This is a genomic window from Streptomyces sp. NPDC047515, from assembly GCF_040643055.1.
Classification (GTDB): Bacteria; Actinomycetota; Actinomycetes; order Streptomycetales; family Streptomycetaceae; genus Streptomyces.
Genome location: NZ_JBEYTM010000025.1, coordinates 44,090 through 70,539 on the forward strand (window position 1 = coordinate 44,090; position 26,450 = coordinate 70,539).

The window sequence follows — 26,450 nt, forward strand, 5'->3', positions numbered from 1 at the left end:
GGTGGACCCACAAGGGCCGCCGCACCGGTCGACGGTGCGGCGGCCCTTGTGCCGTGGACGGTGCGGGAGCCGTGCGTCAGCGCACGTCGCCCATGAGCTCCACGACCTTCTTGCGGTACATCCAGATCGCGAACGCCGCGACGATCGCGAGTGCCGCCTCCAGGCCCACCATGCCGGTCCTGTTCAGATCGACGCCCGCCAGCGACAGCAGGCTCGTGGTGCAGTCGCCCGCGGTGACGGCGAGGAACCAGACACCCATCATCTGGCTGCCGTACTTCGCCGGAGCCATCTTCGTGGTGACCGACAGGCCGACCGGGGAGAGGCAGAGCTCACCGACGGTCTGCAGGAAGTAGATCGACACCAGCCACATCGGGCTGACCTTGTCGCCGTCCGCGGCCAGGGTAAGCGGCAGCATGAAGACGAGGAAGGAGACGCCGACCAGGAAGAGGCCCGAGCCGAACTTGACGACCGTGCTCGGCTCCTTGCCACGCCGGTTCAGCGCCAGCCAGATCCAGGCGACGACCGGGGCAAGCGCCATGATGAAGACCGGGTTGACCGACTGGTACCAGGAGGTCGGGAAGCCCACACCCAGCACGCTGTTCGTGGTGGAGGACTCGCCGAAGAGCGACATCGTGGAGCCGCCCTGGTCGTAGATCATCCAGAACACGGCCGCGGCGATGAAGAACCAGATGTAGCCGGACATCTTCGACTGCTCGGTCTTCGAGAGATCCCGGTCCCGCTTGATCCGCACCAGCACGGCGATCGGAATGATCAGACCGGCGACGGTGATCGGGACGAGCGCCCAGTTGAGCGTGTACACATCGGTGGCGACGAGCACGCCGTAGAAGACGGCGGCGGCTGTCAGCCACAGCAGACCCTTGCGCAGGGTCGTACGGCGCTCCTCGGCCGACAGCGGCTTCGGGACGACGCTGCTGCGGGCGCTGAGGTGGCGCGTACCGATGAGGAACTGGGCCAGGCCCAGGGCCATGCCGGCCGCGGCGATGGCGAAGCCGAGGTGCCAGTTCACCTTCTCGCCGATCGTGCCGATGATCAGCGGGGCGGCGAAGGCACCGAGGTTGATGCCCATGTAGAAGACGGTGAAGCCACCGTCGCGGCGCGCGTCCTCCGGGCCGTTGTAGAGGTGGCCGACCATCGTCGAGATGTTGGCCTTCAGCAGACCGGAGCCGAGCGCGACCAGCGCCAGACCGGCGAAGAAAGTGCCCGAGCCGGGCAGGGCCAGCGTGAGGTGGCCCAGCATGATGATCACGGCCGAGACGGTGACCGTCTTGCGCGGCCCCCAGACCCGGTCGCCGAACCAGCCACCGGGCATGGCCAGCAGGTACACCATGGCCATGTAGATGGAGTAGATCGCGGTGGCCGTGGCCGCGTTCATGTGCAGGCCGGAACCGGAGACCAGATACAGCGGAAGCAGGGCCCGCATGCCGTAGAAGCTGAAACGCTCCCACATCTCGGTCATGAAGAGAGTGGCCAGGCCGCGGGGGTGGCCGAAGAAGGTCTTCTCGGAACCAGATGTACTGGCCGGGTCCTTCGTCAGGCTGGACGCCATGGTCGATCCTTGGGTGCTCGGGACGCGACGCCTTGTGAGCGTGACGCGCCCGGTGGGGGGAGGCCGACACCGACCCGGCCGCACCCCACCCCCGCGCCTGACAGGGGATTCGTCCCGACCGCCGGACTCACCGGGGAGCCGACTGGAGGAGACGGGGACCGACCGCATCGGGATCCACGCCCGGTGCGCATCCTCGCGCTCCGGGCCCGGCCACAGGTCATTCACTGAAGTCACGGCTGGCGGGTACCAGCCGGCAAAACAAAAGAGACCCTCGGCGCTAAAAGCTGCCCAAGGGTCCTTGAGTAGTGCAACAGGCGTCAAGCCACCATACGCACGACACGGCCGGATATGAATGGACTTGAGAGATGGATCACAGGTTCTGATGGAACCGCGCTCCCATATTCGAAGGCGTCTCCCCGTTTCCCCTGCGAACCCGCAGGGCTTTTCGATCACCTCACGGCATCCCCCCTGCGCGGACTACCATCACTCCATGACCCGTGTACTGCTCGCCGAGGACGACGCATCCATCTCGGAGCCACTGGCCCGCGCCCTGCGTCGGGAGGGTTACGAGGTCGAGGTCCGCGAAGACGGTCCGACCGCTCTCGACGCCGGCCTCCAGGGCGGAATCGACCTGGTCGTACTCGACCTGGGCCTGCCCGGGATGGACGGCCTCGAAGTCGCCCGCAGGCTCCGTGCCGACGGCCACACCGTGCCGATCCTGGTGCTCACCGCCCGTGCCGACGAGGTGGACACCGTCGTCGGCCTGGACGCGGGCGCCGACGACTACGTCACCAAGCCCTTCCGACTGGCCGAACTGCTCGCCCGGGTCCGGGCCCTGCTGCGCCGCGGTGCCACCGAGCCCGCCCCGCAGCCCGCCACTCACGGCGTCAGGATCGACGTCGAGTCGCACCGGGCCTGGATGGGCGACGAGGAACTCCAGCTCACCGCCAAGGAGTTCGACCTGCTGCGGGTCCTGGTCCGCGACGCCGGCCGGGTCGTCACCCGCGACCAGTTGATGCGCGAGGTCTGGGACACCACCTGGTGGTCGTCGACCAAGACCCTCGACATGCACATCTCGTGGCTCCGCAAGAAGCTCGGCGACGACGCGGCCAACCCCCGCTACATCGCGACCGTACGGGGCGTCGGCTTCCGCTTCGAGAAGAGCTGACGTACAGAAGCACTCATGCGCCGCAGACTGATCAACTCCACGCTCGCCGTGGTGCTCGTGGTGATCGCCGTCTTCGGCGTCTCCCTCGTCATCGTCGAGAGCCGCACCATCAGCAACAGCGCCCAGGAGAGCGTCGACTCCGAGGCGCTGCGGCTGATCAGCGTCGTCGAGAGCCGGATGCTGGGGGCCGAGCGGATCAACCCCGCACTGCTGGCCGAGCAGATCTCCGGGAAGCGCTACGCCCTGGTCAAGATCCCCGGACGCGCCCCCCTCGAAGTCGGTACGCGCCCCACCGGCAGCGTGATCAGCAGTACGGCCGAGGGGGAGCAGGGCGAACGGGTCACCGTCGAGGAGTCCAGCTCCGCCGTCACCCGCGAGGTCGGCCGCACCCTGCTGATCATCGGCGCGGTGGCCCTGCTGGCCATCGTCTCGGCGGTGCTCCTCGCCGTGCGCCAGGCCAACAAACTGACCTCACCGCTGACCGACCTCGCCGAGACCGCCGAACGGCTGGGCTCCGGCGACCCGCGACCGCGCCACAAGCGGTACGGAGTGCCGGAGCTGGACCGGGTCGCCGACGTCCTGGACGCCTCCGCCGAACGGATCGCCCGGATGCTCACCGCGGAACGCCGGCTGGCCGCCGACGCCTCGCACCAGCTCCGTACGCCGCTGACCGCGCTCTCCATGCGGATCGAGGAGATCTCCGTCACCGACGACCCGGACACGGTGAAGGAGGAGGCGAACATCGCACTCACCCAGGTCGAGCGGCTCACCGACGTGGTCGAGCGGCTGCTGACCAACGCCCGCGATCCGCGTACCGGCTCCGCCGTCGTCTTCGACCTCGACGAGGTCGTCAAGCAGCAGATCGAGGAGTGGCGCCCGGCCTACCGGGGCGAGGGCCGCGCCATCGTCCGCTCCGGGAAGCAGGGGCTGCGGGCCGTCGGTACGCCCGGTGCGGTCGCCCAGGTGCTGGCCGCCCTGATCGAGAACTCGCTGATGCACGGCGGCGGTACGGTCGCGCTGCGCACCCGGGTCACCGGCAATCAGGCGGTCATCGAGGTCACGGACGAGGGTCCGGGCGTGCCCCCCGACCTCGGCGCCAGGATCTTCGAGCGGACGATCAGCGGCCGCAACTCCACCGGCATCGGCCTCGCGGTGGCCAGGGACCTCGCGGAGGCGGACGGCGGACGGCTCGAACTGCTCCAGCAGCAGCCGGCGGTCTTCGCGCTCTTTCTCAGCCGGGTCGCCCTGAACAGACAGGAACCGGAACGCCCGGTGCGGTGAAACGGCTACTGCCGGGCCGTATCCGCCTCGACCCGCCGCACCCGCTCCGTGCACCCCTGCTTGAGGAACCCCTCCGCATTCAGCACGGTCTCCTTCGCGGGCAGCGCCTTGAACACCCACGTCCGGTAGGACCAGAAGCGGAACAGCGTCGCTATGCCGATCCCGAGGATCTTGAAGACATTGCTCTGGACCGGGCTGTTCCACCCGAACCCGTATGTCGCCGTGTACAGGACACCGGTCTCGATCACCGCACCGACCGCGCTGAACAGCAGGAACAGCGTCAGTTCGCGGGTCCGCCCGCTCTTGTCGCGGTCCCGGTACGTCCAGTAGCGGAAGCCGACGTAGTTGAAGAGGATCGCGACGAGCGTCGCCAGCAGCCCCGCCCGCACCACCTGGAGATCCGTGGTGCGCCAGAGCAGGTTGGACACCGCGATATTGACGACCAGGCCGAGGGCGCCGACCGCGCCGAACTTGGCGACCTCCCGGGCCAGCAGATCCAGCCGGGCCCGCAGTGCGCCCCGTTCGCTCATGGTGATCGCTCAGCCTGTCTGTCGGTTACGTCGGCCCAGCCATGCTAGCGGCCTGCCCCACGGGGTGCCCGGGGATGTTCGGACAGGTGCGGCCAGGCTCCACGTGCCCGCCCGGCGAGGGCGGCACAGGGCGTCGTCGGGTGCCCCCGGGGCGGCGGATACCCTGGAGGAGTGACGTTCCCGGTAGTCGGCATGGTCGGCGGCGGTCAGCTCGCCCGTATGACCCACGAGGCGGGCATCCCCCTCGGCATCAAGTTCAAGCTCCTCAGTGACACCCCCCAGGACTCGGCGGCCCAGGTGGTGAACGAAGTCGTCGTCGGCGACTATCGCGACCTGGACACGCTGCGTGCCTTCGCACGCGGCTGTGACGTGATCACCTTCGATCACGAGCACGTACCGACCGAGCACCTGCGGGCCCTGGAGGCGGACGGCATTCCCGTGCGCCCCGGCCCGGACGCACTGGTGCACGCCCAGGACAAGGGGGTGATGCGCGCGAAGCTCACCGAGATCGGCGCGCCCTGCCCCCGCCACCGCATCGTGACGGACCCGGCGGACGTCGCGGCCTTCGCGCAGGAGGTCGGGGGCTTCCCCGTCGTCCTCAAGACGGTCCGCGGCGGCTACGACGGCAAGGGTGTGTGGGTGGTCCGCTCCGAGGCGGACGCGGCCGACCCCTTTCGCGCCGGTGTTCCGGTCCTCGCCGAGGAGAAGGTCGACTTCATACGGGAGCTGGCGGCCAACATCGTCCGCTCGCCGCACGGTCAGGCCGTCGCCTACCCGGTCGTCGAGTCGGTCCAGGTCGACGGGGTCTGCGACACGGTGATCGCCCCGGCCCCGGAGCTGGACGAGCGGCTCGCCGGCGAGGCCCAGCAGCTCGCCCTCCGGATCGCCTCCGAGCTCGGTGTCGTCGGCCACCTCGCCGTTGAGCTCTTCGAGACCCGGGGCCCGGACGGGAAGCCCGGCATCCTGGTCAACGAGCTGGCCATGCGTCCGCACAACTCCGGGCACTGGACCCAGGACGGCGCGATCACCTCGCAGTTCGCCAACCACGTCCGGGCCGTCCTCGACCTGCCGCTCGGCGACCCGCGTCCGCGTGCCACCTGGACGGTCATGTCCAACGTCCTCGGCGGCGACTACCCGGACATGTACCAGGGGTACCTGCACTGCATGGCCCGCGACCCGCAGCTCAAGATCCACATGTACGGCAAGGACGTGAAGCCCGGCCGCAAGGTCGGACACGTCAACACCTACGGCGACGACCTGGCGGACGTGCGTGAGCGCGCCCGGCACGCGGCCGACTACCTGCGAGGAACGATCACCGAATGACTTCCCCCGCCTCCGCCGCGCCGGTCGTCGGCATCGTCATGGGCTCGGACTCCGACTGGCCCGTCATGGAAGCAGCGGCCAAGGCCCTCGACGAGTTCGAGATCCCCTACGAGGTCGACGTCGTCTCCGCCCACCGCATGCCGCGCGAGATGATCGCGTACGGCGAGCAGGCGGCGGAGCGCGGTCTCAAGGTGATCGTCGCGGGCGCGGGCGGTGCCGCGCACCTGCCCGGCATGCTCGCCTCCGTCACCCCGCTGCCGGTCATCGGCGTGCCGGTCCCGCTGAAGTACCTGGACGGCATGGACAGCCTGCTCTCCATCGTGCAGATGCCCGCCGGTGTCCCCGTCGCGACCGTCTCGGTCGGCGGCGCGCGCAACGCGGGCCTGCTGGCCGCCCGAGTCCTCGCCGCCCACGACAGCGAGCTGCTGGCGCGGATGCAGGAGTTCCAGCAGGAGCTGAACGACCAGGCGACGGAGAAGGGCAAGCGGCTGCGCGCCAAGGTCGAGGGCGCCGACTCCTTCGGCTTCGGGAAGTAGGCCCCGATGGAGAAGGCAGAACAGGTGGAGAAGGCCGAACAACTGGAGCGGGCGGCGGAACTCCTCGCCGAGTACCCCGTCGTCGACGGGCACAACGACCTGCCGTGGGCGCTGCGCGAACAGGTCGGCTACGACCTGGACGCCCGCGACATCGCGACCGACCAGTCCGCCCATCTGCACACCGACATCCCGCGGCTGCGCGCCGGCGGCGTCGGCGCCCAGTTCTGGTCCGTCTACGTGCGGTCCGACATGGCGGGCGACGAAGCCGTCAGCGCCACGCTCGAACAGATCGACGTGGTCGCCGAGTTGCTGGAGCGCCACCCCGCGGACCTGCGGCGCGCCCTGACCGCCGACGACATGGAGGCGGCCCGCGCCGACGGCCGCATCGCCTCCCTGATGGGTGCCGAGGGCGGCCACTCCATCAACAACTCGCTGGGCACCCTGCGCGCCCTGCACGCCCTGGGCGTCCGCTACATGACGCTCACCCACAACGACAACATCGCGTGGGCGGACTCGGCTACCGACGAGCCGGGCGTCGGCGGCCTCTCGCCCTTCGGCCACGAGGTTGTACGGGAGATGAACCGCACCGGCATGCTGGTCGACCTCTCCCATGTGGCGGCCACCACCATGCGCGACGCGCTCGACACCTCCTCGGCGCCGGTGATCTTCTCGCACTCCTCGTCGCGCGCGGTCTGCGACCACCCGCGCAACATCCCCGACGACGTCCTCGGCCGCCTTCCGGCCAACGGCGGCATCGCCATGGCGACCTTCGTACCGAAGTTCGTCCTCCCGGCGGCCGTCGACTGGACCCGCGCCGCGGACGAGAACCTGCGCGCCCACGGCCTGCACCACCTCGACACCACCGCGCGGGCCATGGAGATCCACGCCGCCTTCGAGGCGGCCAACCCGCGCCCGATGGCGACCGTGGCGACGATCGCCGACCACCTCGACCACATGCGCGAGGCCGCCGGGATCGACCACATCGGCATCGGCGGAGACTACGACGGCACGGCCTTCCTCCCGGAGGGTCTCCAGGACGTCGCGGGCTATCCGAACCTGATCGCGGAGCTGTTCGGCCGCGGCTGGTCGAGCGCCGATCTTGCCAAGCTCACCTGGCGGAACGCGGTACGGGTGCTGCGCGACGCCGAGGACGTCGCGCGCGAGCTGCGCACGCGCCGGGCCCCGTCGCACGCCACCATCGAGCAGCTGGACGCCCGGGTCGGCTGAGCCGGAGTTCCCCCGTGCGGGGCGCCCCTTCAGGGGCGCCCCGCACGTTTTTCTGCCCGCTTCCAGTGCCGGTCGCGGCAACTAGCAGGCGCACAGACAGAACGGGTGCCCCGCGGGATCCGCGTACACCCGGAAGGTCCGCTCCCGGTCCGCCGCGTCCAGCACGGTCGCGCCCAGGGCGAGCACCTCCTTCTCCGCCGCGTCCAGATCCGGCACGGTCAGATCCAGATGGAACTGCTGCGAACCGTCCGGACGCGGCCACTGCGGCGGTACGTGACCGGGCGCGCCCTGGAACGCGAGCGTCGTGCCCGTGCCCCCGCTCAGCTCCACCCAGCCCTCGCCGTCGTCCTCTACCTTTCCGCCGAGCAGCCCGGCATAGAAACCGGCGAGCGCGGCGGGGTCGGGGCAGTCCAGAACGACAGCACCCAGTGTGGCGACAGCCATGGCACTTCCTCCTTCGAACGGGGACAGTCTTCGCACAGGAGTTACCGCTGAAAGGCCTCAACAGGTAACCGTTACTGCATGCTGCCGCACTGGGGGTAACGTCGCAACCATGAATGCGAAGGATTCCGCGCCCGGTGGACTCGGCCTGATCGAGGCCCTGGTCAACACACTGGACATCGAGACCGGTGCGGACGCCCTCGACACCGTGGCCGGGCGCGCCGCCTTCTCGCTCACCGAGTCCGAGGTCCCGGATGCGCGCGTGCTGCGCGAGGCGCTCCGCACCGCCTGCCTCGCCCACGCCGGTCACCGCCCGCCGGAGGGAGCCGCCGCGCCCCCGCTCGACCGGCTGCTCGCCGAAGCGCCGCTGCGCGTCACCGTGGACGCGGCGGGCGCCGCCGCCTTGCGCCCCGCGGCCGAACCGGCGGGGCTGACCGCCCGAGTCGCGGCGGCCATCGCCACCGCGGCGGCCGACGGCACCTGGGCCCGGCTCAAGGCGTGCGAGGCCGAGGACTGCCGGTGGGCGTACTACGACCGCAGCCCGGCGGGGCGCCGCCGCTGGTGCTCCATGTCGGTGTGCGGCGCCCGCGCCAAGATGCGCACCTACCGCGCGAAGCGCGGCTGAGGTCTTCCGGAAGGGGCCCGGGGCCGTCAGGCCTTGGGGCGCCCCATCGCCCGGTACGTCCAGCCGGCCTCGCGCCACAGCTCGCTGTCGAGCGCGTTGCGGCCGTCCAGGATGATCCGGCGGGAGGCGACCTCGCCGAGCGCCGCCGGGTCCAGCTCGCGGAACTCCCGCCACTCCGTCAGATGCAGCACCACATCCGCGCCGCGCACCGCGTCCAGCGCCGAGTCCGCGTACCCGAGCGTGGGGAAGAGCCTGCGGGCGTTGTCCATGCCCTTCGGGTCGAAGACCGTGACCTGGCCGCCCTGCAGGTGGATCTGCCCGGCCACGTTCAGTGCGGGCGAGTCTCGTACGTCGTCCGAGTCCGGCTTGAAGGCCGCGCCCAGGACCGCAACCCGCTTGCCGAGGAACGAATCGCCGCCCACGGCCTCGCGGGCCAGCTCCACCATGTGACCGCGGCGCCGCATGTTGATCGAGTCGACCTCGCGCAGGAAGGTCAGCGCCTGGTCCGCGCCCAGCTCGCCGGCGCGCGCCATGAAGGCCCGGATGTCCTTCGGCAGACACCCGCCGCCGAAGCCGATCCCGGCCCGCAGAAACTTGGACCCGATCCGCTCGTCGTGCCCGATCGCCTCGGCCAGCTTCTTCACATCGCCGTCGGCGGCCTCGCAGACCTCCGCCATCGCGTTGATGAACGAGATCTTCGTGGCCAGGAAGGAGTTGGCCGCGGTCTTCACCAGCTCGGCGGTCGGGAAGTCCGTCACCACGAACGGCGAACCCGCGGCGACCGGCACCGCGTACACCTCGCGCAACAGCTTCTCGGCCCGCTCGCTCGCCACACCGACGACGATCCGGTCCGGGTGCAGGGTGTCCTTCACGGCGAAGCCCTCGCGCAGGAACTCCGGGTTCCAGGCCAGTTCCGCGTCCGCGCCCGCCGGTGCCAGCTCCGCCAGCCGCGCCGCGAGCCGGGCCGCCGATCCGACCGGCACGGTCGACTTCCCGACGACCAGGGCGGGCCGGGTCAGATGCGGTGCCAGCGACTCGAAGGCGCTGTCGACGTAACTCATGTCGCAGGCGTACTCGCCGTGCTTCTGCGGAGTGTTCACGCAGACGAAGTGCACATCGCCGAAGTCCGCCACCTCTTCCCACGAGGTGGTGAACCGCAGCCGCCCGGTCGATCCCTCGATGCCCTCGACGTGCTTGCGGAGCAGCTCCTCCAGGCCCGGCTCGTACATCGGGACCTTGCCGGTGCTCAGCATCTCGATCTTCTCGGGCACGACATCGAGACCGAGCACTTCGAAGCCCAGTTCCGCCATGGCCGCGGCGTGGGTGGCGCCGAGGTAGCCGGTGCCGATCACAGTGATCCTGAGGGCCATGGAGTGCTCCTGGAAGATGCGGACAGACGTGCGGTCAACGAGCATAGTCGTGCCCTCGAAGACCCGGTTTCCGGCTGCCCGCACGGGTTCTGCCACCCCTGTCGTGAAGCTCACGCGCGCATTGCATAGGCCATCGCGGGACCCGGGCCCTAAAATTGGGTTACTTAACGGTAGTTAGCTTCTTGGGGAGTGAGCGTCTTGGCGGGTTCGACCGATTTCGACCTGTACCGTCCGGCCGAGGAGCACGAGATGCTCCGCGAGACGGTGCGTGCGCTCGCCGAGGCGAAGATCGCCCCGTACGCGGCGGCGGTCGACGAGGAGGCGCGCTTCCCGCAGGAGGCGCTGGACGCCCTGACCGCCGCGGACCTGCACGCGGTGCACGTACCCGAGGAGTACGGCGGCGCGGGCGCCGACGCCCTCGCCACGGTCATCGTGATCGAGGAGGTGGCCCGCGCCTGCGCCTCCTCCTCGCTCATCCCGGCCGTGAACAAGCTCGGCTCGCTCCCGGTGATCCTCTCCGGTTCCGAGGACCTGAAGAAGAAGTACCTGGGCCCGCTGGCCAAGGGCGACGGCATGTTCTCGTACTGCCTCTCCGAGCCCGACGCGGGTTCCGACGCGGCGGGCATGAAGACCAAGGCCGTGCGCGACGGCGACTTCTGGGTGCTCAACGGCGTGAAGCGCTGGATCACCAACGCGGGCGTCTCCGAGTACTACACGGTGATGGCCGTCACCGACCCGACCAAGCGCTCCAAGGGCATCTCGGCCTTCGTCGTCGAGAAGTCGGACGAGGGCGTCTCCTTCGGCGCCCCGGAGAAGAAGCTCGGCATCAAGGGCTCCCCGACCCGCGAGGTCTACTTCGACAACGTCCGCATCCCCGCCGACCGCATGATCGGCGAGGAGGGCACCGGCTTCGCCACCGCGATGAAGACCCTGGACCACACCCGTATCACCATCGCGGCCCAGGCCCTCGGTATCGCGCAGGGCGCCCTCGACTACGCCAAGGGCTACGTCCAGGAGCGCAAGCAGTTCGGCAAGCCGATCGCCGACTTCCAGGGCATCCAGTTCATGCTCGCCGACATGGCCATGAAGCTGGAGGCGGCCCGCCAGCTCACCTACTCGGCCGCCGCCAAGTCCGAGCGCCTCGACGGCGACCTCACCTTCTTCGGCGCCGCGGCCAAGTGCTTCGCCTCCGACGTCGCGATGGAGATCACCACGGACGCGGTCCAGCTGCTCGGCGGCTACGGCTACACGCGGGACTACCCGGTGGAGCGGATGATGCGCGACGCGAAGATCACGCAGATCTACGAAGGCACGAACCAGGTCCAGCGGATCGTCATGGCGAGGAACCTGCCGTAGGACGGTTATCGCTTTGGCGTCCGGCCCCCGATGACACATCGGGGGCCGGACGTGTGTAGCGGCCAGGAGACCGCGTGAGATGCGTCGGCCAGGTCGCAGATATCGGGCTTCCGGGCCCGTGAGCCAGTGCAGGTGGTCGACCAGCCGGCCGATTGTCCTCGTGTCGCGCAGGACGACGCCGATCTCCACGTTGTCGGTGAGGGCACGGCCGGTGAGGTCGGCGCTGCTCAGCGATGCGATGTTGCGCAACCACTGAAGAGGAGGCGGATCAGGCCGGAAACCGATCACGCGGTTTCGTGCCGTCGCAAGCCGCAGATACTCTGTGCGACCGGTCGGAGCCGAGCGCGACATGGGGGGTGTGGATGAACGAGCGTCCGACGAAAAGCCGTTACCACTACGGTGTGCCGCCGCAAGGGGGCTCCGACGGGTGGAGTGTGCCGGACGACCCAGCCCCGACCGAACTTCCGCACCCGGCAGAGCCGGTCTACGTCACAGACCCGTCGGCGGAGCCTCGGTTGGAACCGGTGGCGATGGGCGACAACAACCACAAGGGCGATTTCGGCGAGCAGTTCGTCCGGGCGCTTGCGACTGCGGCGAATCTCAACGTGTCCAACTCCCGCGACCGTCTCGGCATCGACTGGGAGCTGACCTACCCGGGGCGGGGTGGCACACGGAGGTTCCCGCAGATCCAGGCCCAGGTGAAGTGCTGGAACCGGCCGAAGGGTATCGGTGCTTCCTGGAGTTATCCGCTGCGGCTGCACAACTACAACCTTTTGTCTGGCCGGGACTTCTACATTCCGCGTTTCCTGTTCCTCGTCGTCGCGCCGGAGGATGCTGGCGAGTGGGTCGAGGCGACATGAAGGCCTGCTGCTCCGGCACGCCGCCTACTGGGCATGCTTCCACGACAACGACCTCACGGACCGGCCCAGGGAGAGCAGGATGAGGTGCCGGTACCGAAGGCCAATCTGCTCACGACCGAGACCTTGCACGACCTCTTCACCCCTGAGTTCCGGAAGAAGCTGGGGGTGTCATGATCGCGATCTCCGATGCCGAGTTCAGCCGGGTGAAGGATCTGGCCACGTCCTCTCTGCTGCGCTATCTGCGCGGCCGTGGTTGGTCCCCGCAGCGGGACTGCGGCCGGGGCCAGTATGGGTGCTGCCCGTCCCCGGTGGCGAGCTGTACGAAGCGCTGGTTCCGCTGGACCGGGGGCCTCGCGGCTCCGCCGACCTGGTGGAAACCTTGTCCGTGGTGGAGGCTCGTCGCCCGGCGGATGTGCTGCGCGAAATGGCGCTCCCGTCTGCGGACTGGCAGCTTCTCCGGCTCACCCCGCCGGGCCCGTCCGGCACTGCACCGTTAACCGAAGTCGTACCCGCACTCGTGGGCTTGAGAGACCTGCTGACATCGGCTGCGGCTGCCGAAGCCGCAACTGGTGCAGTCTGCCAAGAAATCCCAGCTGGTCAAGGACCACGTGGCATCGGTGAGGCTTGACCAGACCAGGGTGGGCAGTTGCGTGGTCGCCGTGCACACCCCGCTCCCCGACCCTCCGGCCCAGGCCCATCTGTTCGACTACGAGTCCCGCGGCGAGCCCTTCGCCAGACGGGTCTCCCGGAGGCTCTACGAGGCACTCACCTGTGCCCGGGAGGCCGCCGACCTCAGCCTGCGCGATGACGAAGTAGCCGACTTGGCGCCATACGTTCCGGCGGGACTGTCGGTGAATCTCTGCGAAGCGCTGGTCAAGATTGGTGGCGACGAAGGGCCGGGCTTCTCACTCGACAAAATGGGAACAACTCAAGGCTGAGGTGGCTGAACGGCATTCGGCGCGGATGCAGCTCAATCAGGCTGGCAAAGGCCTCAGTAGCAGTTCGGAGGGAGTGAAATCCAATAAAACTGCGTGGATACGAGCGGGCGAGGGCGTCGGTGTGCTGGGAGGGAACGTCAAGAGCACCCTGTCAAAGTTGGAGCAAGAAAAGACGGGCACTGAGGTCAACCGCGAGGTACTGAGCGCGGTGGCTCAGCAAGAGGTCTATCAGTCTTGGAACGAGTACCTCACGAAAGTGCGTGGCAGATGTGGCGCTCTGCGGAACCTATTAGAGAAGACGGGTCACGACCAGTTCAAGAACGACGACGCGATCCGCGAAGCGTTCAATGCGCTGGGGGAGCAGTACGAGGATACGGATAGTGGCCACCACGGCCGGGGGCGGTGACCTAGGGCAGTGGACTACGCCACTCTCAAGAACCTCGACCTCTCCGCGTTCGAGGACGCGGCGGATGGTTACCGCGAGGCCAGCAGCATGGCCAGCCAGGCCAAGGACCAGCTCAACAACCAAGTTATTCCTGGGATGCAGAAGTCTCTCCAGGGTGAAGCTCTGGAATCGGCTGTCATGCAGCTTTGGGAACTGTCGAAGAATTTTCAGTACGCCCAGGTCGAGTGCGGCTTGATCGGTGCTTCCCTGAACGCCTGCGCTCTGGAACTACGGATGGCCAAGGTCAAGCTTGACCTGGCGGTCGGTGACGCAGAGGACGCGAATCTCAAGGTGCGAGAGGATGGGTCAGTCAGTTACTCGGCCTGGAGTGAGGAGCCCGGCACCACAAGTATTCCGGGCGGCAACGTGTCGGGCGGTACCTCGCTGGTGCAGGGACCGGGAATCAACCCAAACCATAACGTGGCGCAAGTCTACGCCAACCGCATTGCCGAGGCTCTCAAAGAGGCGGCTGAGGCGGACGCAAAATGGGCCCCGAAGCTGAGGAATCTGAAGGCAGATGATGACCTGACGGTTTCCGACCACGACTGGGCCGACACCCAGAAAGACATGCGAGGCGCCCGTAAGGATGCCGGGGATTACATGGACCTCATCCTCGAACCGCCCAAGGATGGAACCCCCCAAGAGAATGCGAAGTGGTGGAAGGGGCTGTCCGAGGAACAGAGGAGCGATTACGTCTCCCTCAACCTTGCAACTGTTGACACCCTCGACGGACTTCCGTCAGAGGTTCGAGATGAGGGGAACCGTTACGTCCTGCGGACATCCACTGCCGACTTGGAACTGGAGCGCGCGAATTTGATTGGCCAACGCGACATGCTCTCGCCGAATGGAAGGTATTCGGTCAGTGCTGCCACCGCGCGGATTAAGGATATCGACAAGAAGCTGGCCGGCTTGGAGCAGGTTCAGGAGCATCTCGATTCCACTGGCAGGAAAGGTGTGCCAGAACTGTATCTTCTTGGCATCGATAATGAGAAAAATGGGCACGCCATTATTTCCGTGGGAAATCCTGACGGAGCGGACAATGTAACAACGTATGTTCCCGGCATGAATACTAAACTCGAAACGATTGGCAAAGATATTGACAGAGCGGAAAGTCTTTACAGTCAATCGGTTGCGATGGGGGATCCGGACAAGAAATATGCATCGCTGATGTGGCTTGACTACGATGCCCCGCAAAATCCCGTATCGGTTGCCAAGGAGAAGTTGGCGGATCAGGGAGCTCCTGTTCTTAACGAATTCCTCGACGGATTGCAGGTGTCGCATCAAGGGGAGCCTGCCCACGACACGCTGTTAGGGCATAGCTACGGTTCGCTTGTGTCGGGGAAGATGCTTTCCGGGGACGAGACCCCTCCCGTTGATGCCGCTATTTTCGTGGGTAGTCCCGGAGTTGGGGTGGACCATGCGGGTGACCTCAACCTCTCGCCGGACAGTGTATGGGCAGGGAAGTCGGCGAACGACCTGGTGGCGGGTCTCCCGACACGGACGATCTACAATCCGTGGAGCTGGGGCGAACGCCCTTTCGGCGTCGACCCCACGACCCCAGAGTTTGGCGGCAACAGGTTCGGGGTTCAAGACGGAAGTAAATGGCCCCTGTTTTCTGCACATAGTCTGTACTGGGATGAAAATTCTGAGTCTTTGAAGAACATGGCGCTAATCGTGAATGGGGAATATCCGATGAGTGGGACGGTGTCCGAGTGAAAATAGCACACCTGCTCGGATTCCTCGTCGCCGCTTCTTTCCTTGCAGTCGGTTGCGGGGTGAGCGGCGAGGGTGAGTCGATAAGTCCTCATGCATTGAGTAGCCCCACTGGTGAAAATGGAGGCGCGAGCATGGACATGGACCAGGCCGAGCGGACGGCTGAAGGGTTGATTCAGGAAGCGATCCGTGGAGTGAGTCCCGAGCCGCGTCTGGAGCCGTTCGGTGGAGGTGTGAAGTCCTGTCAGGAGCCCAGCGACGGCGGGTCCGAGGGGCGTGTCACCCTGACACGGAACTACTGGCTCAAGGGGATTCCGCGAGACGAAGCGAAGAACGTGGTCCGGAAGGTCTTCGAGAACTGGAAGGAGGCCGGACACATCGTTGACGCTGCGCCAGATTATGAACGTCGAGTTATTGCGGCCAATTTGAGAAGCAAGCCGGACGACTTCCTCATGCAGGTGGCAATGGGGCTGGGCGGCCAGCTGAGCGTGGGCGTTACCTCTCCCTGTTTCTGGGACAAGAAGCCGACGTCCGAGTCTCTTGGCTACCCGGCGCCCCGGACCGAGGCCGAGCTGCAAGACCGGCAGGAAGCCATGAACGGGGTGCGGTCCGTTTCCAGCCAGATCCTGGACAGCCTCGCCGGCGGGCGCCCTTCGCGTGACGAGCCCGCCGTTCTGGTACGTCTGCAGGACGGCTCGTGCTACGCGGATCATCAGTGGACGTACACCTGTGAAGACGCCTCGACCGCAGAGCGTGCCTTCCACCAGATGGTGCGTACTCTGGGCGAGCGTGGATGGCGGATTGAGGAGCCAGCCACAGAGCTGGCGGCGCAGGGCGGTGACGCCGTCGTGGTCCTGACACCGGATGATCACGAGGCAGGGGCTGGGGTGGCCCGGAACCGCGGAGAGGCCGCCATCAGTATTTCTGCTGCGTGGGAACGCGAATGGCCGCCACCCTACATGCGCGAGGGCGGTCATTAGGTCTGGTTATCGGCCCCGACGCGCCGGGTCCTGCTCCGGCCCTCGGACGCGCGGGGAGTCGCGAACGAGGGGCGGCCTGCGGACAGAAAATGCGCAGGCGCAGGGGCGGGGTTACTCCTCGGTGAAGACTCCCTCGGCGGTGGCGACGGTGGCGGCGTGGTGGAGCCACTGGCGCAGGAGCTGGAGGTCGTCGCAGTTGGTGATCTTCTCGCGGATTTCGTCGGTAACGGCGATACCGCGCGCTTCGAGAACCAGTAGAAGGCTTTCTGCCAGGCCTTTTGCTCGGCCTTCGTCCCGGATTTCTTCCGACATGAAGGACTTGTAGAAAGAGAGGTCCACGGCCACCAGATTCCTCCACTGTTGTGCGGCCGGGCGGTTGCCCAGACCTTGCGCGGTGAGTTCGACGAGGGGGTCGGCGATTGCTTCCGGTGTGTCCCGCAGTGCGGCGGACAGGGTTTTCAGTATGGCACCGACGTCCGGATTGTCGGCGTGTGTGATGGCGGCCAGGGTGGCGAGCGCGAGGTCTTTGCGGGCTTCGGCCACATCGGTGATGACAGGCATGTTGTGCGGACCCGCGACGAGGGGGTTCAGGGCGAGTGTCTGCCATTGACGGACGCCGATGGAGATGGGGCGTGCGGCCCATTCGGCGGTTGTGTGGTCCTGGCAGACGACCAGCAACAGGATGGGCAGCCCATATCTGTTGTGGAGATAGCTGACGTAGTACGGCCAGCTGGCGGTCTTGCGCGGGTCGTTCTTGCCCTGGGCTTCGATGGCCAGGAGGAAGTGCCCGTCGTGCTCTGTTTCGATGCGCAGGAGGGTGTCCACCCGGCGTTCGACGGGACGGGCTTCGGTGAGGTCGGTAGGCAGGGCGGTGGCCAAGGTGGGTGGTGGGATGTCGACTCCGAGCACCTCGGAGACGCGGGAGAAGAGGTCCGGGTACTCCTGGAAGATGCGATGCATTGCCTCATGGGGCGAGCTGACCAAACCATGGAGGTCCGTTCGGGTTGAGTGGCGTTTCGGTCAGGCGGCTGTGGTGAGGTCTGACCGGCAGTCGCGGCAATGGCCGGGGTGGCGGGAGCGGAAGGCGCGGTCGCAGCGGTCGCAGTTCTGGAGCGGGATGACGATGACGCCGGGGCGCGTGGGTGCGAGGTCCTCGGCGCCCGGCAGCGGCGGTGGCAGGAGCGTCGTGATCCGGTGCCGGAGGAGCTTCGCCGGGTGCTTCAGCGGGACGGGGAGGTCGTTGCTGAGGACGTGGCGGATGGTGTCGGGGTGGGCGTCGCGTTCGAGCCAGGTCGCGACGCCGGGGATGAGTGCCTGGATGTCGTGCTCCGAGAGAACGAGCTGGGGCTCGTGGCGGCGCAGGTCGGCGAGGATCGCGGCGGCTGCGCGGTGCAGTTCCGGCGTGAGTTCCCGGGGCTGGGGTAACGGCTGGGGCAGCGTCCTGGGGGCGGTGGGAGCCGGTACGAAGACGGGGGCGGGGCGCGGTTCGGGTGCAGGGGCGGGCCGAGGCTCGGGCATCCGTTGCGGCACGGGCGGTTGCGGCGCCTCGGAGGAGGCAGGGTGCGGCTCGGCGGCGCTCTCGCGTGGTGGCGGCTGTGGCGCGGGGAGCGGGGCTGCCGGTTTGGTGCGCCCGGTCCGCTGCTCGGGTGCTGGGGCGGTGGACGCGGTGGCGCCCGGCTGGTTGTACGAGACGGTGCGGGTGACGACGCGGCCGTCGGCGAGGCGCACGCGGCTGCGGTGGAGATAGCCGTGGGCTTCGAGTTCGCGCAGGGCGGCGGCGATGCGGGATTCGCTCTCGGGGAAGCGGTCGGCGAGGCGCTTGATGCCGATCCTGGCTCCGGCGGGCAGCGACTGGATGTATGCGGCGAGCCCGATGGCGGTGAGGGAGAGGCCGCGGTGCTGGGCGAGGTGGTTGCCGATGACGGTAAAGCCTGCGGCGTGCCGGACGTTGGCGTGGATGACGCCGGATGACGGTGTGGCGTCCCCGGATGCGGGGGACGGGGCGCACGGGGGCGCGGTAATCTGCTGGGTACCCATCGGGAAGCTCCGAACTTCCTCGGTGGTCAGGCCCTCGATCGAGACTGCAATCTCGTCGGGGGCCGTCGCATGTCTGTAGTTGTCGCGCCGAGCTTATGTCAGTCAACCCGTGTGAAATCCAGCCCAGTTGCCCTATGTCACCCGGGCGAGTGACAGGGCCGGGATGGGTTCGGGGTTGGGTGGGGAGGGTGATTTCCCCAAGTTCTTCAAAGCTTTATGCGTCGTGGGACGCGGCGACGTGGCCCAGCGGGTCGTGGGTCTCCGCGACCCGGTGGAAGGGCCACGGTGCGAGGTCGAGTTCTGCCCAAATGGTCTTGCGAGGGACGGGCCCGAGGCCGATGCCCCAGTGGTCGGCGAGGGCCTCGACAATCAGCAGGCCGCGCCCGGGCCGTCTTACGCAGGATGTCGCGCTCCTCCTCCAGCTCGCGGATCCTCTTGCGTACTGCGGCAAGCTCGGCCGACACCGCGTCGTGACTCGGCGCCGCGGCGTTGCCTGCCCAGCGGTTGAGTGCGAGCCGATGTGGCGTCCGCCGACGGCCCGGATTCGGTTCCGCAGCGTTCCGGGGCACCACCCGGCGTCCGCCGTCCATCATTCCTGCCCCCAGACCCGGCGAACTACTTCGTAAACACAAGGCTGATGTTGTGCCCGCCGAACCCGAAGGAGTTGGCCAGGGCGGCCGACCACTGGCCGGTGCGGTTCTCGCCCCGCACCACGTCCAGATCGACCTTCGGGTCCAGCCGGTCCAGATTGAGAGTGGCCGGGACGTTGCCCTCCTTGAGGGAGAGCAGCGCGACCATCGCGCCCACCGCGCCGGAGGCGCCGAGCATGTGACCGGTCATCGACTTCGTCGCCGTCACCGCCGCCTGCCCGCCGATCGCCCGGCGGATCGCTTCGGCCTCGGCCACGTCACCGGCCTCGGTGGAGGTGGCGTGCGCGTGGACGACTCCGATGTCCTGCGGACTGACGCCGGCGTCACGCATGGCCAACTCCATGGCGAAGACCTGGCCGTCGGCGTCAGAGGCGGTGATGTGGTGCGCGCTGGAGCTCACGGCGCTGCCGGCCAGCGAACCGTACGCCCGCGCGTTGCGCGCCCGGGCGAACTCGGCGCGTTCGAGCACCATGATTCCCGCGCCCTCGCCCATGACGAAGCCGGACCGGGCCACATCGAACGGGCGGGACACCGCCTCCGGGTTCTCGGACGCGGTGGACAGCGCCTTCATCTGGGCGAAGGCGGCGATGGTGAAGGGGTGCAGGCACGCCTCGACGCCACCGGCGACCACCACGTCGACCCGCCCCGCGCGGATCAAGTCCTGACCCATGGCGAGGGCCTCGGCTCCCGACGCGCAGGCACTCACCGGCGTCCGCGCGCCGCCCTTCGCGCCGAGGTCCATGCTGACCCAGGCGGCCGGGCCGTTGGGCATGAGCATCGGGACTGTGAACGGGGACAGCCGACGGGCACCCGAGCGCTCGAACACATCGTCCTGACCGAGGGTGGTGAGCACCCCGCCCGTGCCCGTTCCGACGACCACGGCCAGCCGCTCCGGCTCGACCTCGGGCGCGCCGGCGTCCTGCCACGCCTCGCGGGCGCTGAGGATGGCGAGCTGCTCACCGCGGTCCAGCTTCCTCGCCTCCACCCGGGGAAGCATCGTGGCGGGGTCCGACGGGAGGCCGGCCGCGACGTGCACGGGCAGGTCCGCGGCCCACTCCTCGTCCAGGAAACGCACTCCGGACTTTCCGGCCAGCAGAGCGGACCAGGAGGACGGCGCATCGGTGCCCACCGGCGTCATGACGCCCATGCCCGTGACCACGACCTGACCGTTTCCAGTCATTTTCTATCTCCTCAGGATAGTAGAGATCCCACAACAAACTTGCTGGTCTCATGAAGATCATGCCGCCTGAAACCTCACCAGTCAGGGAATGTCCTTGACTGATTCGACGCATGGTCCTTATAGAGTCCCGACAATTTCAACTGCTTCCCGCAGATAGCGGCGGACGTGGTGCCGGGTGCGGGAAGTAATTGCTCGTCCCGGGTGTCGGTCACCTCGATCCGCAGGAGTGCGTCGCGGTGGAGCCGAGTTGGAAGTCCGGCCGGGTGCGCGGCGTGCTCCGGGGGCGGGTCCCAGCCGCCCAGATGTGCCGTGGCGAGGAGGCGGGCGAGCCTGGCACCTCGGCGGGTCGAGGAGAGCAGCCCGGCGAACCGCCAGGTGGGAGTGGAATGTTCGGTTCGAGTGATTTCTTCGGTGGCATCACTCAGCGTGGCCGCGCCTGCGTACCGTGAATAGCGACGAGCCGCTTACGTACGGCGATTGTCCCGGGCTTGTCCAGTGCTGTCCCGGCTGTCCGGGGTGACGTGCTGGGGAGACCAGGGGTTGAGCAAGAACGGCATGCACGTCGGAAGTGGGGCACGGATGAGCGTGGATGGGACTGGTTCGGAGCGCGGGGACGGCGGGGCGGATGAGTCCGGCTGGGACGTCGATCCCGACGACGAGTCGGGGGTTGCGGTGGTCGCCGCGGTGGGCCGTCAGATCAAGGCCTGGCGGGAGGCGGCGGGGCTGCGGGCCGGCGAGTTCGGGGCCGCGATCGGGTATGGGGAGGACCTGGTCTACAAGGTGGAGGGCGGCCGGCGTATCCCTCGGCCGGAGTTCCTGGACCGGGCGGACGAGGTGCTCGGGGCGGGCGGGAAGCTCGCGATGATGAAGGGGGATGTGGCGGAGGTTCGGTACCCGAAGAAGGTTCGGGATCTGGCGAGGCTGGAGGCCAAGGTCGTCGAGCTGGAGGCGTACCACCACCACAACATCAACGGCCTGTTGCAGACCGAGGAGCATATGCGGGCCCTGTTCGCGTCGTGGCTGCCCGCCTACACGCTGGATGAGATGGACCGCGTGGTGGCTGCTCGCATGGCCCGGCGATCCATCTTCGACCGGGATCCCCTTCCATCGCTGAGTTTTGTCCAGGAAGAGGTGACGCTTCGCCGTCCGGTCGGAGGCACAATGGTGTTGCGCCGACAACTCGAACGCCTCCTGGAAGTAGGGCGGTTGCGGAATGTGGCGATCCAGGTTATGCCGACCCATTGCGAGGAGCATCCCGGGACGGGTGGGCTGATCGAGGTTCTGAAGTTCCCCGACGGCAGTGCGGTGGGGCGTTCCGAGGGCGCGTTCAGCGGACGCCCGGTCTCCGACCCGAAGCAGCTCAGGATCCTTGGGTTGCGCTATGGGATGATCCGGGCCCAGGCTCTTACGCCACGGGAGTCGCTGGCCTTCATCGAGCAAGTTCTGGGAGAGACATGATCCACAAGCCCTTTGCCAGGGACACCTCGGAGCTGGAGTGGTTCAAGAGTAGTTACAGCAGCAGTGGCGACGGTAACGACTGCGTTGAGGTGGCGTCCGCACCCGGTACGGTCCACGTCCGCGACTCCAAGAACGCCCCCGGACCCCGGCTGGTCTTCACGCCGGGTGCGTGGGCGGGCTTCGTCTCGTATGCCTCCGGGAGCTGACCTCCTCATCACTCGCGCCCCGTGCCCGGTTGATATCGGGAACGGGGCGCGAAGCTGTCAAAAGAACCGTCGTTCAACGGCTGGCCGAGCCACGCTCAACCCATCACGGAGCGCCTCGGGATCGTCACCGCCGCCGACATCGCCCGGGTGCGTGACCAACAGCTGATGATGCGTCATAAATGGTCGAGGCCATGCCATGTCGCGTATTCGCCACGAAGGCCTTCTTGTCGAGAACATGGCAACAATGTTTAGTTGTCCCGGCGGATGAATCCATCCGCTGTCGACCGAGAACCAGCGCACGGGTCGACCCCAGCTCAGCAGCATGGGAGTCACACATTGCGCACTTCGAGGTATTCCAGACCGGCCGCGCGGAGGACCTCCGCGCGGCTGGCCGCTTTCACCGCAGCAGCCGTCGCCGTCATGGCAGCGGGATTGCCCGCAGCCCAGGCTGCCACCGGCACCGCGGCCGCTTCGGGCACCGCCGCCACCGCGACGCATCCCGGGGTGGAACAGGTCTGCAGCACGCCCAAGAAGGGCGAGTTCAGCTGCTTGGCGCTGCGTCGCACCGACATCAAGGGCGTCAAGGGCGTCCAGCCGACGGCCGGTACACCGAACGGCTTCGGCCCCACTGACCTGCAGGGCGCGTACAACCTGCCGGCGAACGGCGGAGCGGGCCAGACGATAGCCATCGTCGACGCCTACGACGACCCGACCGCCGAGGCCGACCTGGCCGTCTACCGCCAGCAGTACGGCCTGCCCGCCTGCACCACCGACAACGGTTGCTTCAAGAAGATCGACCAGCGCGGTGGCACGAACTACCCGGCGCCGAACGCAGGTTGGGCGGGCGAGATATCGCTCGACCTCGACATGGTTTCCGCGGCCGCGCCCAACGCCAACATCCTGCTGGTCGAGTCCGACAGCGCCAACTTCGAGGACATGGGCGCGGCCGTCGACCAGGCCGTCGCGCAGGGCGCCAAGTACGTGTCCAACTCCTACGGAACCGGCTACGACTCCACGCCGGGCAGCGGTGAGGACCCCTCCGAGACCACGGAGTTGGACGCTCACTACAACCACCCGGGCGTGGCCATGGTCGCCTCCTCCGGCGACAGCGACTACGGAGTCTCCTACCCGGCGGCCTCGCAGTACGTGACCTCGGTCGGTGGTACCGCCCTGGCGCGGGACACCACCACCAGCCGCGGCTGGTCCGACTCGGTGTGGCACAACAGCTACGGCGGTCCGGGCTCGGGCTGTTCGCTGTACGAGCCCAAGCCGGCCTTCCAGACCGACACGGGTTGTGACAAGCGGGCCGTCGCCGACGTCGCCGCGGTCGCCGACCCGGTCACCGGCGTCTCGGTGTACCAGACCTACGGCGGATCCGGCTGGTCCGTGTACGGCGGCACCAGTGCCTCGTCGCCGATCATCGCGGGTGCGTACGCCGCGGCCGGCACCCCGGCCGAGGGCAGCTACCCGAACTCGTACCCGTACAAGAACCCGTCCGCGCTCAATGACGTGAAGCAGGGTTCCAACGGCAGCTGCAACCCGTCGTACCTCTGCACCGCGGGTGAGGGCTATGACGGCCCGACCGGTCTGGGCACGCCCAACGGTCTCGCCGCCTTCCGTGTCGGCCCGCACGGCGAGCTCTCCGGCGCCGTCACCGACAGCTCCGGCAAGGCGCTTTCCGGCGCCTCCGTCGTAGCCGGTGTCTACCGGGCGACCACCGACGCCCAGGGGCGCTACAACCTGACGGTGCCGCCCGGCACCTACAACATGGCCGCGTACGCCTACGGGTACGCGCCCAAGAAGGCCCACAGCGTCGTCGTCGACGGTGGTACCGTCACGACCGACTTCGCGCTGGACGCGGTGGCCCGGCAGACCGTGACCGGTAAGGTGACCGACGGCTCCGGCCACGGCTGGCCGCTCTACACGAAGATCACCATCGATGACGTGCCCGGCGCCCCGGTCCTCACCGACCCGTACACCGGCGCGTACAGCGTCGACCTGCCGCAGGGCGTTGACTACACCCTGCACTTCACTTCCGTGTACCCCGGCTACAAGGCGGTCACCAAGCAGGTGACCGTGGATGACGCGGCGCAGACCGTGAACGTCGCGGTCCCGGTGGACGCCCAGGCGGCCACGGCGCCCGGTTACCAGGTCAAGCGCTCCGGCCCGACCGAGCCCTTCGACTCCACCGCCGGCGCCCCCGAGGGCTGGAGCGTGGTCAACGCCGACGGCACCACCGGCGGCTGGGCCTTCGACGACTTCGGTAACCGGGGCAACAAGACCGGTGGTTCCGGCGCCTTCGCCATGGTCGACAGCGACAAGATCGGCAGCGGTAAAAAGCAGGACAGCTCGCTGATCACGCCGGTCTTCGACCTGACCGGCAACGACAGCCCGCAACTGGAGTTCGACACCGACTACAAGAGCTACACCAACCAGACCGGCGACATCGACGTCAGCACTGACGGCGGTGCGACCTGGACCAACATCTGGAACCGCACCACCACCCTGACCGGCCCTGCCCATGTCGAGCTTCCGCTGACCGACTACGCCGGGAAGCCCGGCGTGCAGCTGCGGTTCCACTTCACGGGCAGCTACGGCTACTGGTGGGAGCTCGACAACGTGTTCGTCGGCAAGCGCGCCTACGAGCCCGTCACCGGTGGCCTGGTCGCCGGCACCGTGACCGACGCCAACACCGACGAGGGCATCGTCGGCGCCACCGTCGTCAACGCGGACGCCTCCGCGGAGAAGGCCGTCACCGCCGCCACCCCGGACGACCCGGAGCTGGGCGGCGGCTTCTACTGGATGTTCTCCACCAAGACAGGCAAGCACGCCTTCACCGCCTCCAAGTCGCACTACACCGACCTGGCCAGGACGGTGAACGTGGCACCGGACAGCACCACCCAGGCGGGCTTCAACCTGAAGGCCGGCAAGCTGGTGGTCTCCCCCAACTCGGTCGACAAGACGCTCGCCTGGGGCAAACAGGGCACCCAGAACCTGACGGTGAAGAACACCGGTGGTGCGCCTGCCGGTCTCACCCTGGGCGAGCAGCCGGGCGGCTTCACCCAGCAGGCCAAGGGCGGCGCGCCGCTCAACCTGGTGAAGGGCAACTACTCCCCGCTGGCCCTCAGCAAGGGCAAGACCTCGGAGGCGGCTCCGGCGGCCAACGCGGCCGGTGACGCCTGGCAGCCGGTGGCCAACCTGCCGACCGCTGTGCAGGACAACGCGGTCGCCGTCTACGACGGCAAGGTCTACTCCGCCTTCGGCTACACGGGCAGCGCGGACACCAACGCGCTGTACGCCTACGACCCCGACAGCGGCTCCTGGACCAAGCTGGCCTCCGCGGCCGACACCCGCGAGGGCAGCCCGGCCCACGGCTTCATCGGCGGCAAGCTGTACGTGGTCGGCGGCTGGGGTGCCAGCGGCGACCCCGACGCCAAGCTGGAGGTCTACGACCCGGCGTCGAACAGCTGGTCCACCAAGGCGTCCTCGCCCAAGCCGTACGCCGGTTCGGGCAGCGCGGTGCTAGGCGGCAAGCTGTACGTCGTCGGCGGCTGCACCAGCAGCTGTGGCACCACGGACGCCACGGTCTACGACCCGTCGTCGGACAGCTGGTCCCAGATCGCCTCCTACCCGGAGCCGATCTCTTGGCAGTCCTGCGGCGGCATCGACGGCAAGCTCTACTGCGCCGGTGGCAGCAGCGGCAGCAGTTCGACCAAGCACGCCTACGTCTATGACCCGGGCGCCGACAGCTGGTCGCCCGTCGCCGACATGCCCGCCGACCTGTGGGGTTCGGCGTACAGCGTGGGCAACGGCATGCTGCTGGTCTCCAGCGGTGTCGTCAACAACAGCGCCGCCATCACCAACCAGGGCTACGCCTTCGACCCGGGCACCGGCAGCTGGACCGCCCTGCCCAACGCCAACACCAGCGCCTACCGTGTGGGTGCTGCCTCCGGCTTCTACAAGGTCGGCGGCAACCCCGGTGGCAGCCTTACGCCGCCGGTGTCCACCGTCGAGGTGCTGCCCGGCTACGACCAGGGCGGCGAGTCCTCGGACGTCAGCTGGCTGTCCACGAGCAAGGACAAGGTGACACTCCAGCCCGGGGAGAGCACCACGATCACCGTCGGCCTGGACGCCACGGTCCCCGAGGTCACCCAGCCCGGCGACTACACCGCGGCGCTGACCGTTCAGACCGACACCCCGTACTCGGTCGCCGACGTCGGCGTGAAGATGCACGTCAACCCGCCGAAGAACTGGGGCAAGTACGCCGGCACCGTGCTGGGCGCCGACGGCAAGGGCGGCACCGCGCCACTGGCCGGGGCGACCGTCCAGATCGACAGCTGGGCGAACAGCTACACGCTGCGGACCGCCAAGGACGGCACCTTCGCCCTGTGGTTCGACACCCGCAACAACCCGGTCACCGTGATCGTGGCCAAGGACGGCTACCAGCCGGTGGTCACCACTGTGAAGCTCAAGAAGGGGGAGACGACGACCGGCAACTTCACGCTGAAGAAGGCCTCGTGACCCTGTTCCCGTGAAACAGCGCGGGCCGGCCCCTCGGG

At 67.9% G+C, this 26,450-nt stretch carries 22 protein-coding genes and 1 pseudogene; 15 read left to right on the forward strand and 8 right to left on the reverse strand.

The window, feature by feature from the left end:
* Positions 1–76: 76 nt before the first annotated feature.
* Positions 77–1,567, reverse strand: a complete 1,491-nt coding sequence (locus ABZ826_RS21260; protein ID WP_361450307.1) for an oligopeptide:H+ symporter — start codon at positions 1,565–1,567, stop codon at positions 77–79.
* Positions 1,568–2,057: 490 nt separating this feature from the next.
* Here ABZ826_RS21260 and ABZ826_RS21265 point away from each other — a divergent pair, with 490 nt between their 5' ends.
* Together ABZ826_RS21265 and ABZ826_RS21270 are read left to right on the forward strand one after the other, a co-directional pair.
* Entirely contained in the window at positions 2,058–2,735 is a 678-nt protein-coding gene (locus ABZ826_RS21265; RefSeq protein ID WP_361450310.1) for a response regulator transcription factor, read from the forward strand.
* A 15-nt stretch (positions 2,736–2,750) separates the two neighbouring features.
* Positions 2,751–4,016 (forward strand): ATP-binding protein, encoded by a 1,266-nt coding sequence (locus ABZ826_RS21270; RefSeq protein ID WP_361450313.1) that lies wholly within the window; start codon positions 2,751–2,753, stop codon positions 4,014–4,016.
* 5 nt (positions 4,017–4,021) lie between these two features.
* Here ABZ826_RS21270 and ABZ826_RS21275 read toward each other — a convergent pair whose 3' ends face one another.
* Positions 4,022–4,546 carry a GtrA family protein gene (locus tag ABZ826_RS21275; RefSeq protein WP_361450316.1) on the reverse strand — a complete coding sequence of 175 codons (525 nt, stop codon included), beginning with the start codon at positions 4,544–4,546 and terminating at the stop codon, positions 4,022–4,024.
* 171 nt (positions 4,547–4,717) lie between these two features.
* On the opposite strand from ABZ826_RS21275, the gene ABZ826_RS21280 reads away from it, so the two are divergent.
* From ABZ826_RS21280 to ABZ826_RS21290, 3 genes are read left to right on the forward strand one after another with little or no spacing between them, the layout of a single operon-like run.
* Entirely contained in the window at positions 4,718–5,869 is a 1,152-nt protein-coding gene (locus ABZ826_RS21280; protein WP_361450319.1) for a 5-(carboxyamino)imidazole ribonucleotide synthase, read from the forward strand.
* Entirely contained in the window at positions 5,866–6,405 is a 540-nt protein-coding gene (gene purE, locus ABZ826_RS21285) for a 5-(carboxyamino)imidazole ribonucleotide mutase (protein WP_361450322.1), read from the forward strand. Before ABZ826_RS21280 ends, purE begins: the two co-directional genes overlap by 4 nt.
* 6 nt (positions 6,406–6,411) lie before the next feature.
* A complete protein-coding gene (locus ABZ826_RS21290; RefSeq protein WP_361450325.1) occupies positions 6,412–7,632 on the forward strand; it encodes a dipeptidase in 1,221 nt (406 codons plus the stop codon).
* An 81-nt stretch (positions 7,633–7,713) separates the two neighbouring features.
* On the opposite strand, the gene ABZ826_RS21295 is transcribed toward ABZ826_RS21290, so the two are convergent.
* Positions 7,714–8,076 (reverse strand): VOC family protein, encoded by a 363-nt coding sequence (locus tag ABZ826_RS21295; protein WP_361450328.1) that lies wholly within the window; start codon positions 8,074–8,076, stop codon positions 7,714–7,716.
* 109 nt (positions 8,077–8,185) lie between these two features.
* Between ABZ826_RS21295 and ABZ826_RS21300 the strand changes: the two genes are divergently transcribed.
* A complete protein-coding gene (locus tag ABZ826_RS21300; RefSeq protein ID WP_361450331.1) occupies positions 8,186–8,698 on the forward strand; it encodes a CGNR zinc finger domain-containing protein in 513 nt (170 codons plus the stop codon).
* 26 nt (positions 8,699–8,724) lie between these two features.
* Here the strand turns inward: ABZ826_RS21300 and ABZ826_RS21305 are convergent, their stop codons facing one another.
* Complete coding sequence (locus ABZ826_RS21305; protein ID WP_361450333.1) at positions 8,725–10,068, reverse strand: UDP-glucose/GDP-mannose dehydrogenase family protein; 1,344 nt, start codon at positions 10,066–10,068, stop codon at positions 8,725–8,727.
* Positions 10,069–10,266: 198 nt separating this feature from the next.
* Here ABZ826_RS21305 and ABZ826_RS21310 point away from each other — a divergent pair, with 198 nt between their 5' ends.
* The 6 genes from ABZ826_RS21310 to ABZ826_RS21335 all read left to right on the forward strand — a co-directional run bounded on the left by ABZ826_RS21310 (position 10,267) and on the right by ABZ826_RS21335 (position 16,360).
* Positions 10,267–11,424, forward strand: coding sequence for an acyl-CoA dehydrogenase (locus tag ABZ826_RS21310; protein ID WP_361450460.1), 1,158 nt, complete (start codon positions 10,267–10,269; stop codon positions 11,422–11,424).
* Between the two features lie 362 nt (positions 11,425–11,786).
* Complete coding sequence (locus ABZ826_RS21315; protein WP_361450336.1) at positions 11,787–12,284, forward strand: DUF4365 domain-containing protein; 498 nt, start codon at positions 11,787–11,789, stop codon at positions 12,282–12,284.
* 617 nt (positions 12,285–12,901) lie between these two features.
* Complete coding sequence (locus tag ABZ826_RS21320) at positions 12,902–13,222, forward strand: hypothetical protein (RefSeq protein ID WP_361450339.1); 321 nt, start codon at positions 12,902–12,904, stop codon at positions 13,220–13,222.
* A gap of 25 nt (positions 13,223–13,247) precedes the next feature.
* On the forward strand, positions 13,248–13,628 hold the full coding sequence (locus ABZ826_RS21325) for a hypothetical protein (RefSeq protein WP_361450342.1): 381 nt from the start codon (positions 13,248–13,250) through the stop codon (positions 13,626–13,628).
* A 9-nt stretch (positions 13,629–13,637) separates the two neighbouring features.
* A complete protein-coding gene (locus ABZ826_RS21330; protein WP_361450345.1) occupies positions 13,638–15,383 on the forward strand; it encodes an alpha/beta hydrolase in 1,746 nt (581 codons plus the stop codon).
* Positions 15,384–15,514: 131 nt separating this feature from the next.
* Positions 15,515–16,360, forward strand: coding sequence for a hypothetical protein (locus ABZ826_RS21335; protein ID WP_361450348.1), 846 nt, complete (start codon positions 15,515–15,517; stop codon positions 16,358–16,360).
* A gap of 111 nt (positions 16,361–16,471) precedes the next feature.
* Here the strand turns inward: ABZ826_RS21335 and ABZ826_RS21340 are convergent, their stop codons facing one another.
* From ABZ826_RS21340 to ABZ826_RS21355, 4 genes and pseudogenes are all read right to left on the reverse strand, one after another.
* Complete coding sequence (locus ABZ826_RS21340) at positions 16,472–17,344, reverse strand: hypothetical protein (protein WP_361450351.1); 873 nt, start codon at positions 17,342–17,344, stop codon at positions 16,472–16,474.
* Between the two features lie 36 nt (positions 17,345–17,380).
* Positions 17,381–18,397: a helix-turn-helix domain-containing protein gene (locus tag ABZ826_RS21345; RefSeq protein WP_361450354.1), complete on the reverse strand. Its 1,017-nt coding sequence runs from the start codon at positions 18,395–18,397 to the stop codon at positions 17,381–17,383.
* Between the two features lie 615 nt (positions 18,398–19,012).
* On the reverse strand, positions 19,013–20,227 hold the full coding sequence (locus ABZ826_RS21350) for a beta-ketoacyl-[acyl-carrier-protein] synthase family protein (protein ID WP_361450357.1): 1,215 nt from the start codon (positions 20,225–20,227) through the stop codon (positions 19,013–19,015).
* A 170-nt stretch (positions 20,228–20,397) separates the two neighbouring features.
* A pseudogene (locus tag ABZ826_RS21355) lies at positions 20,398–20,631 on the reverse strand (ATP-binding protein); the annotation flags it as partial.
* A 175-nt stretch (positions 20,632–20,806) separates the two neighbouring features.
* Between ABZ826_RS21355 and ABZ826_RS21360 the strand changes: the two are divergent.
* The 3 genes from ABZ826_RS21360 (at position 20,807) to ABZ826_RS21370 (ending at position 26,412) form a co-directional block, all read left to right on the forward strand.
* Positions 20,807–21,685 (forward strand): helix-turn-helix transcriptional regulator, encoded by an 879-nt coding sequence (locus ABZ826_RS21360; RefSeq protein WP_361450463.1) that lies wholly within the window; start codon positions 20,807–20,809, stop codon positions 21,683–21,685.
* On the forward strand, positions 21,682–21,891 hold the full coding sequence (locus ABZ826_RS21365; RefSeq protein ID WP_361450360.1) for a DUF397 domain-containing protein: 210 nt from the start codon (positions 21,682–21,684) through the stop codon (positions 21,889–21,891). The genes ABZ826_RS21360 and ABZ826_RS21365 overlap by 4 nt, the downstream gene beginning before the upstream one ends.
* Positions 21,892–22,311: 420 nt before the next feature.
* The gene (locus ABZ826_RS21370) at positions 22,312–26,412 is read left to right on the forward strand and encodes a carboxypeptidase regulatory-like domain-containing protein (protein WP_361450363.1); all 4,101 of its coding nucleotides are present in this window, start codon (positions 22,312–22,314) and stop codon (positions 26,410–26,412) included.
* Positions 26,413–26,450: the final 38 nt, after the last annotated feature.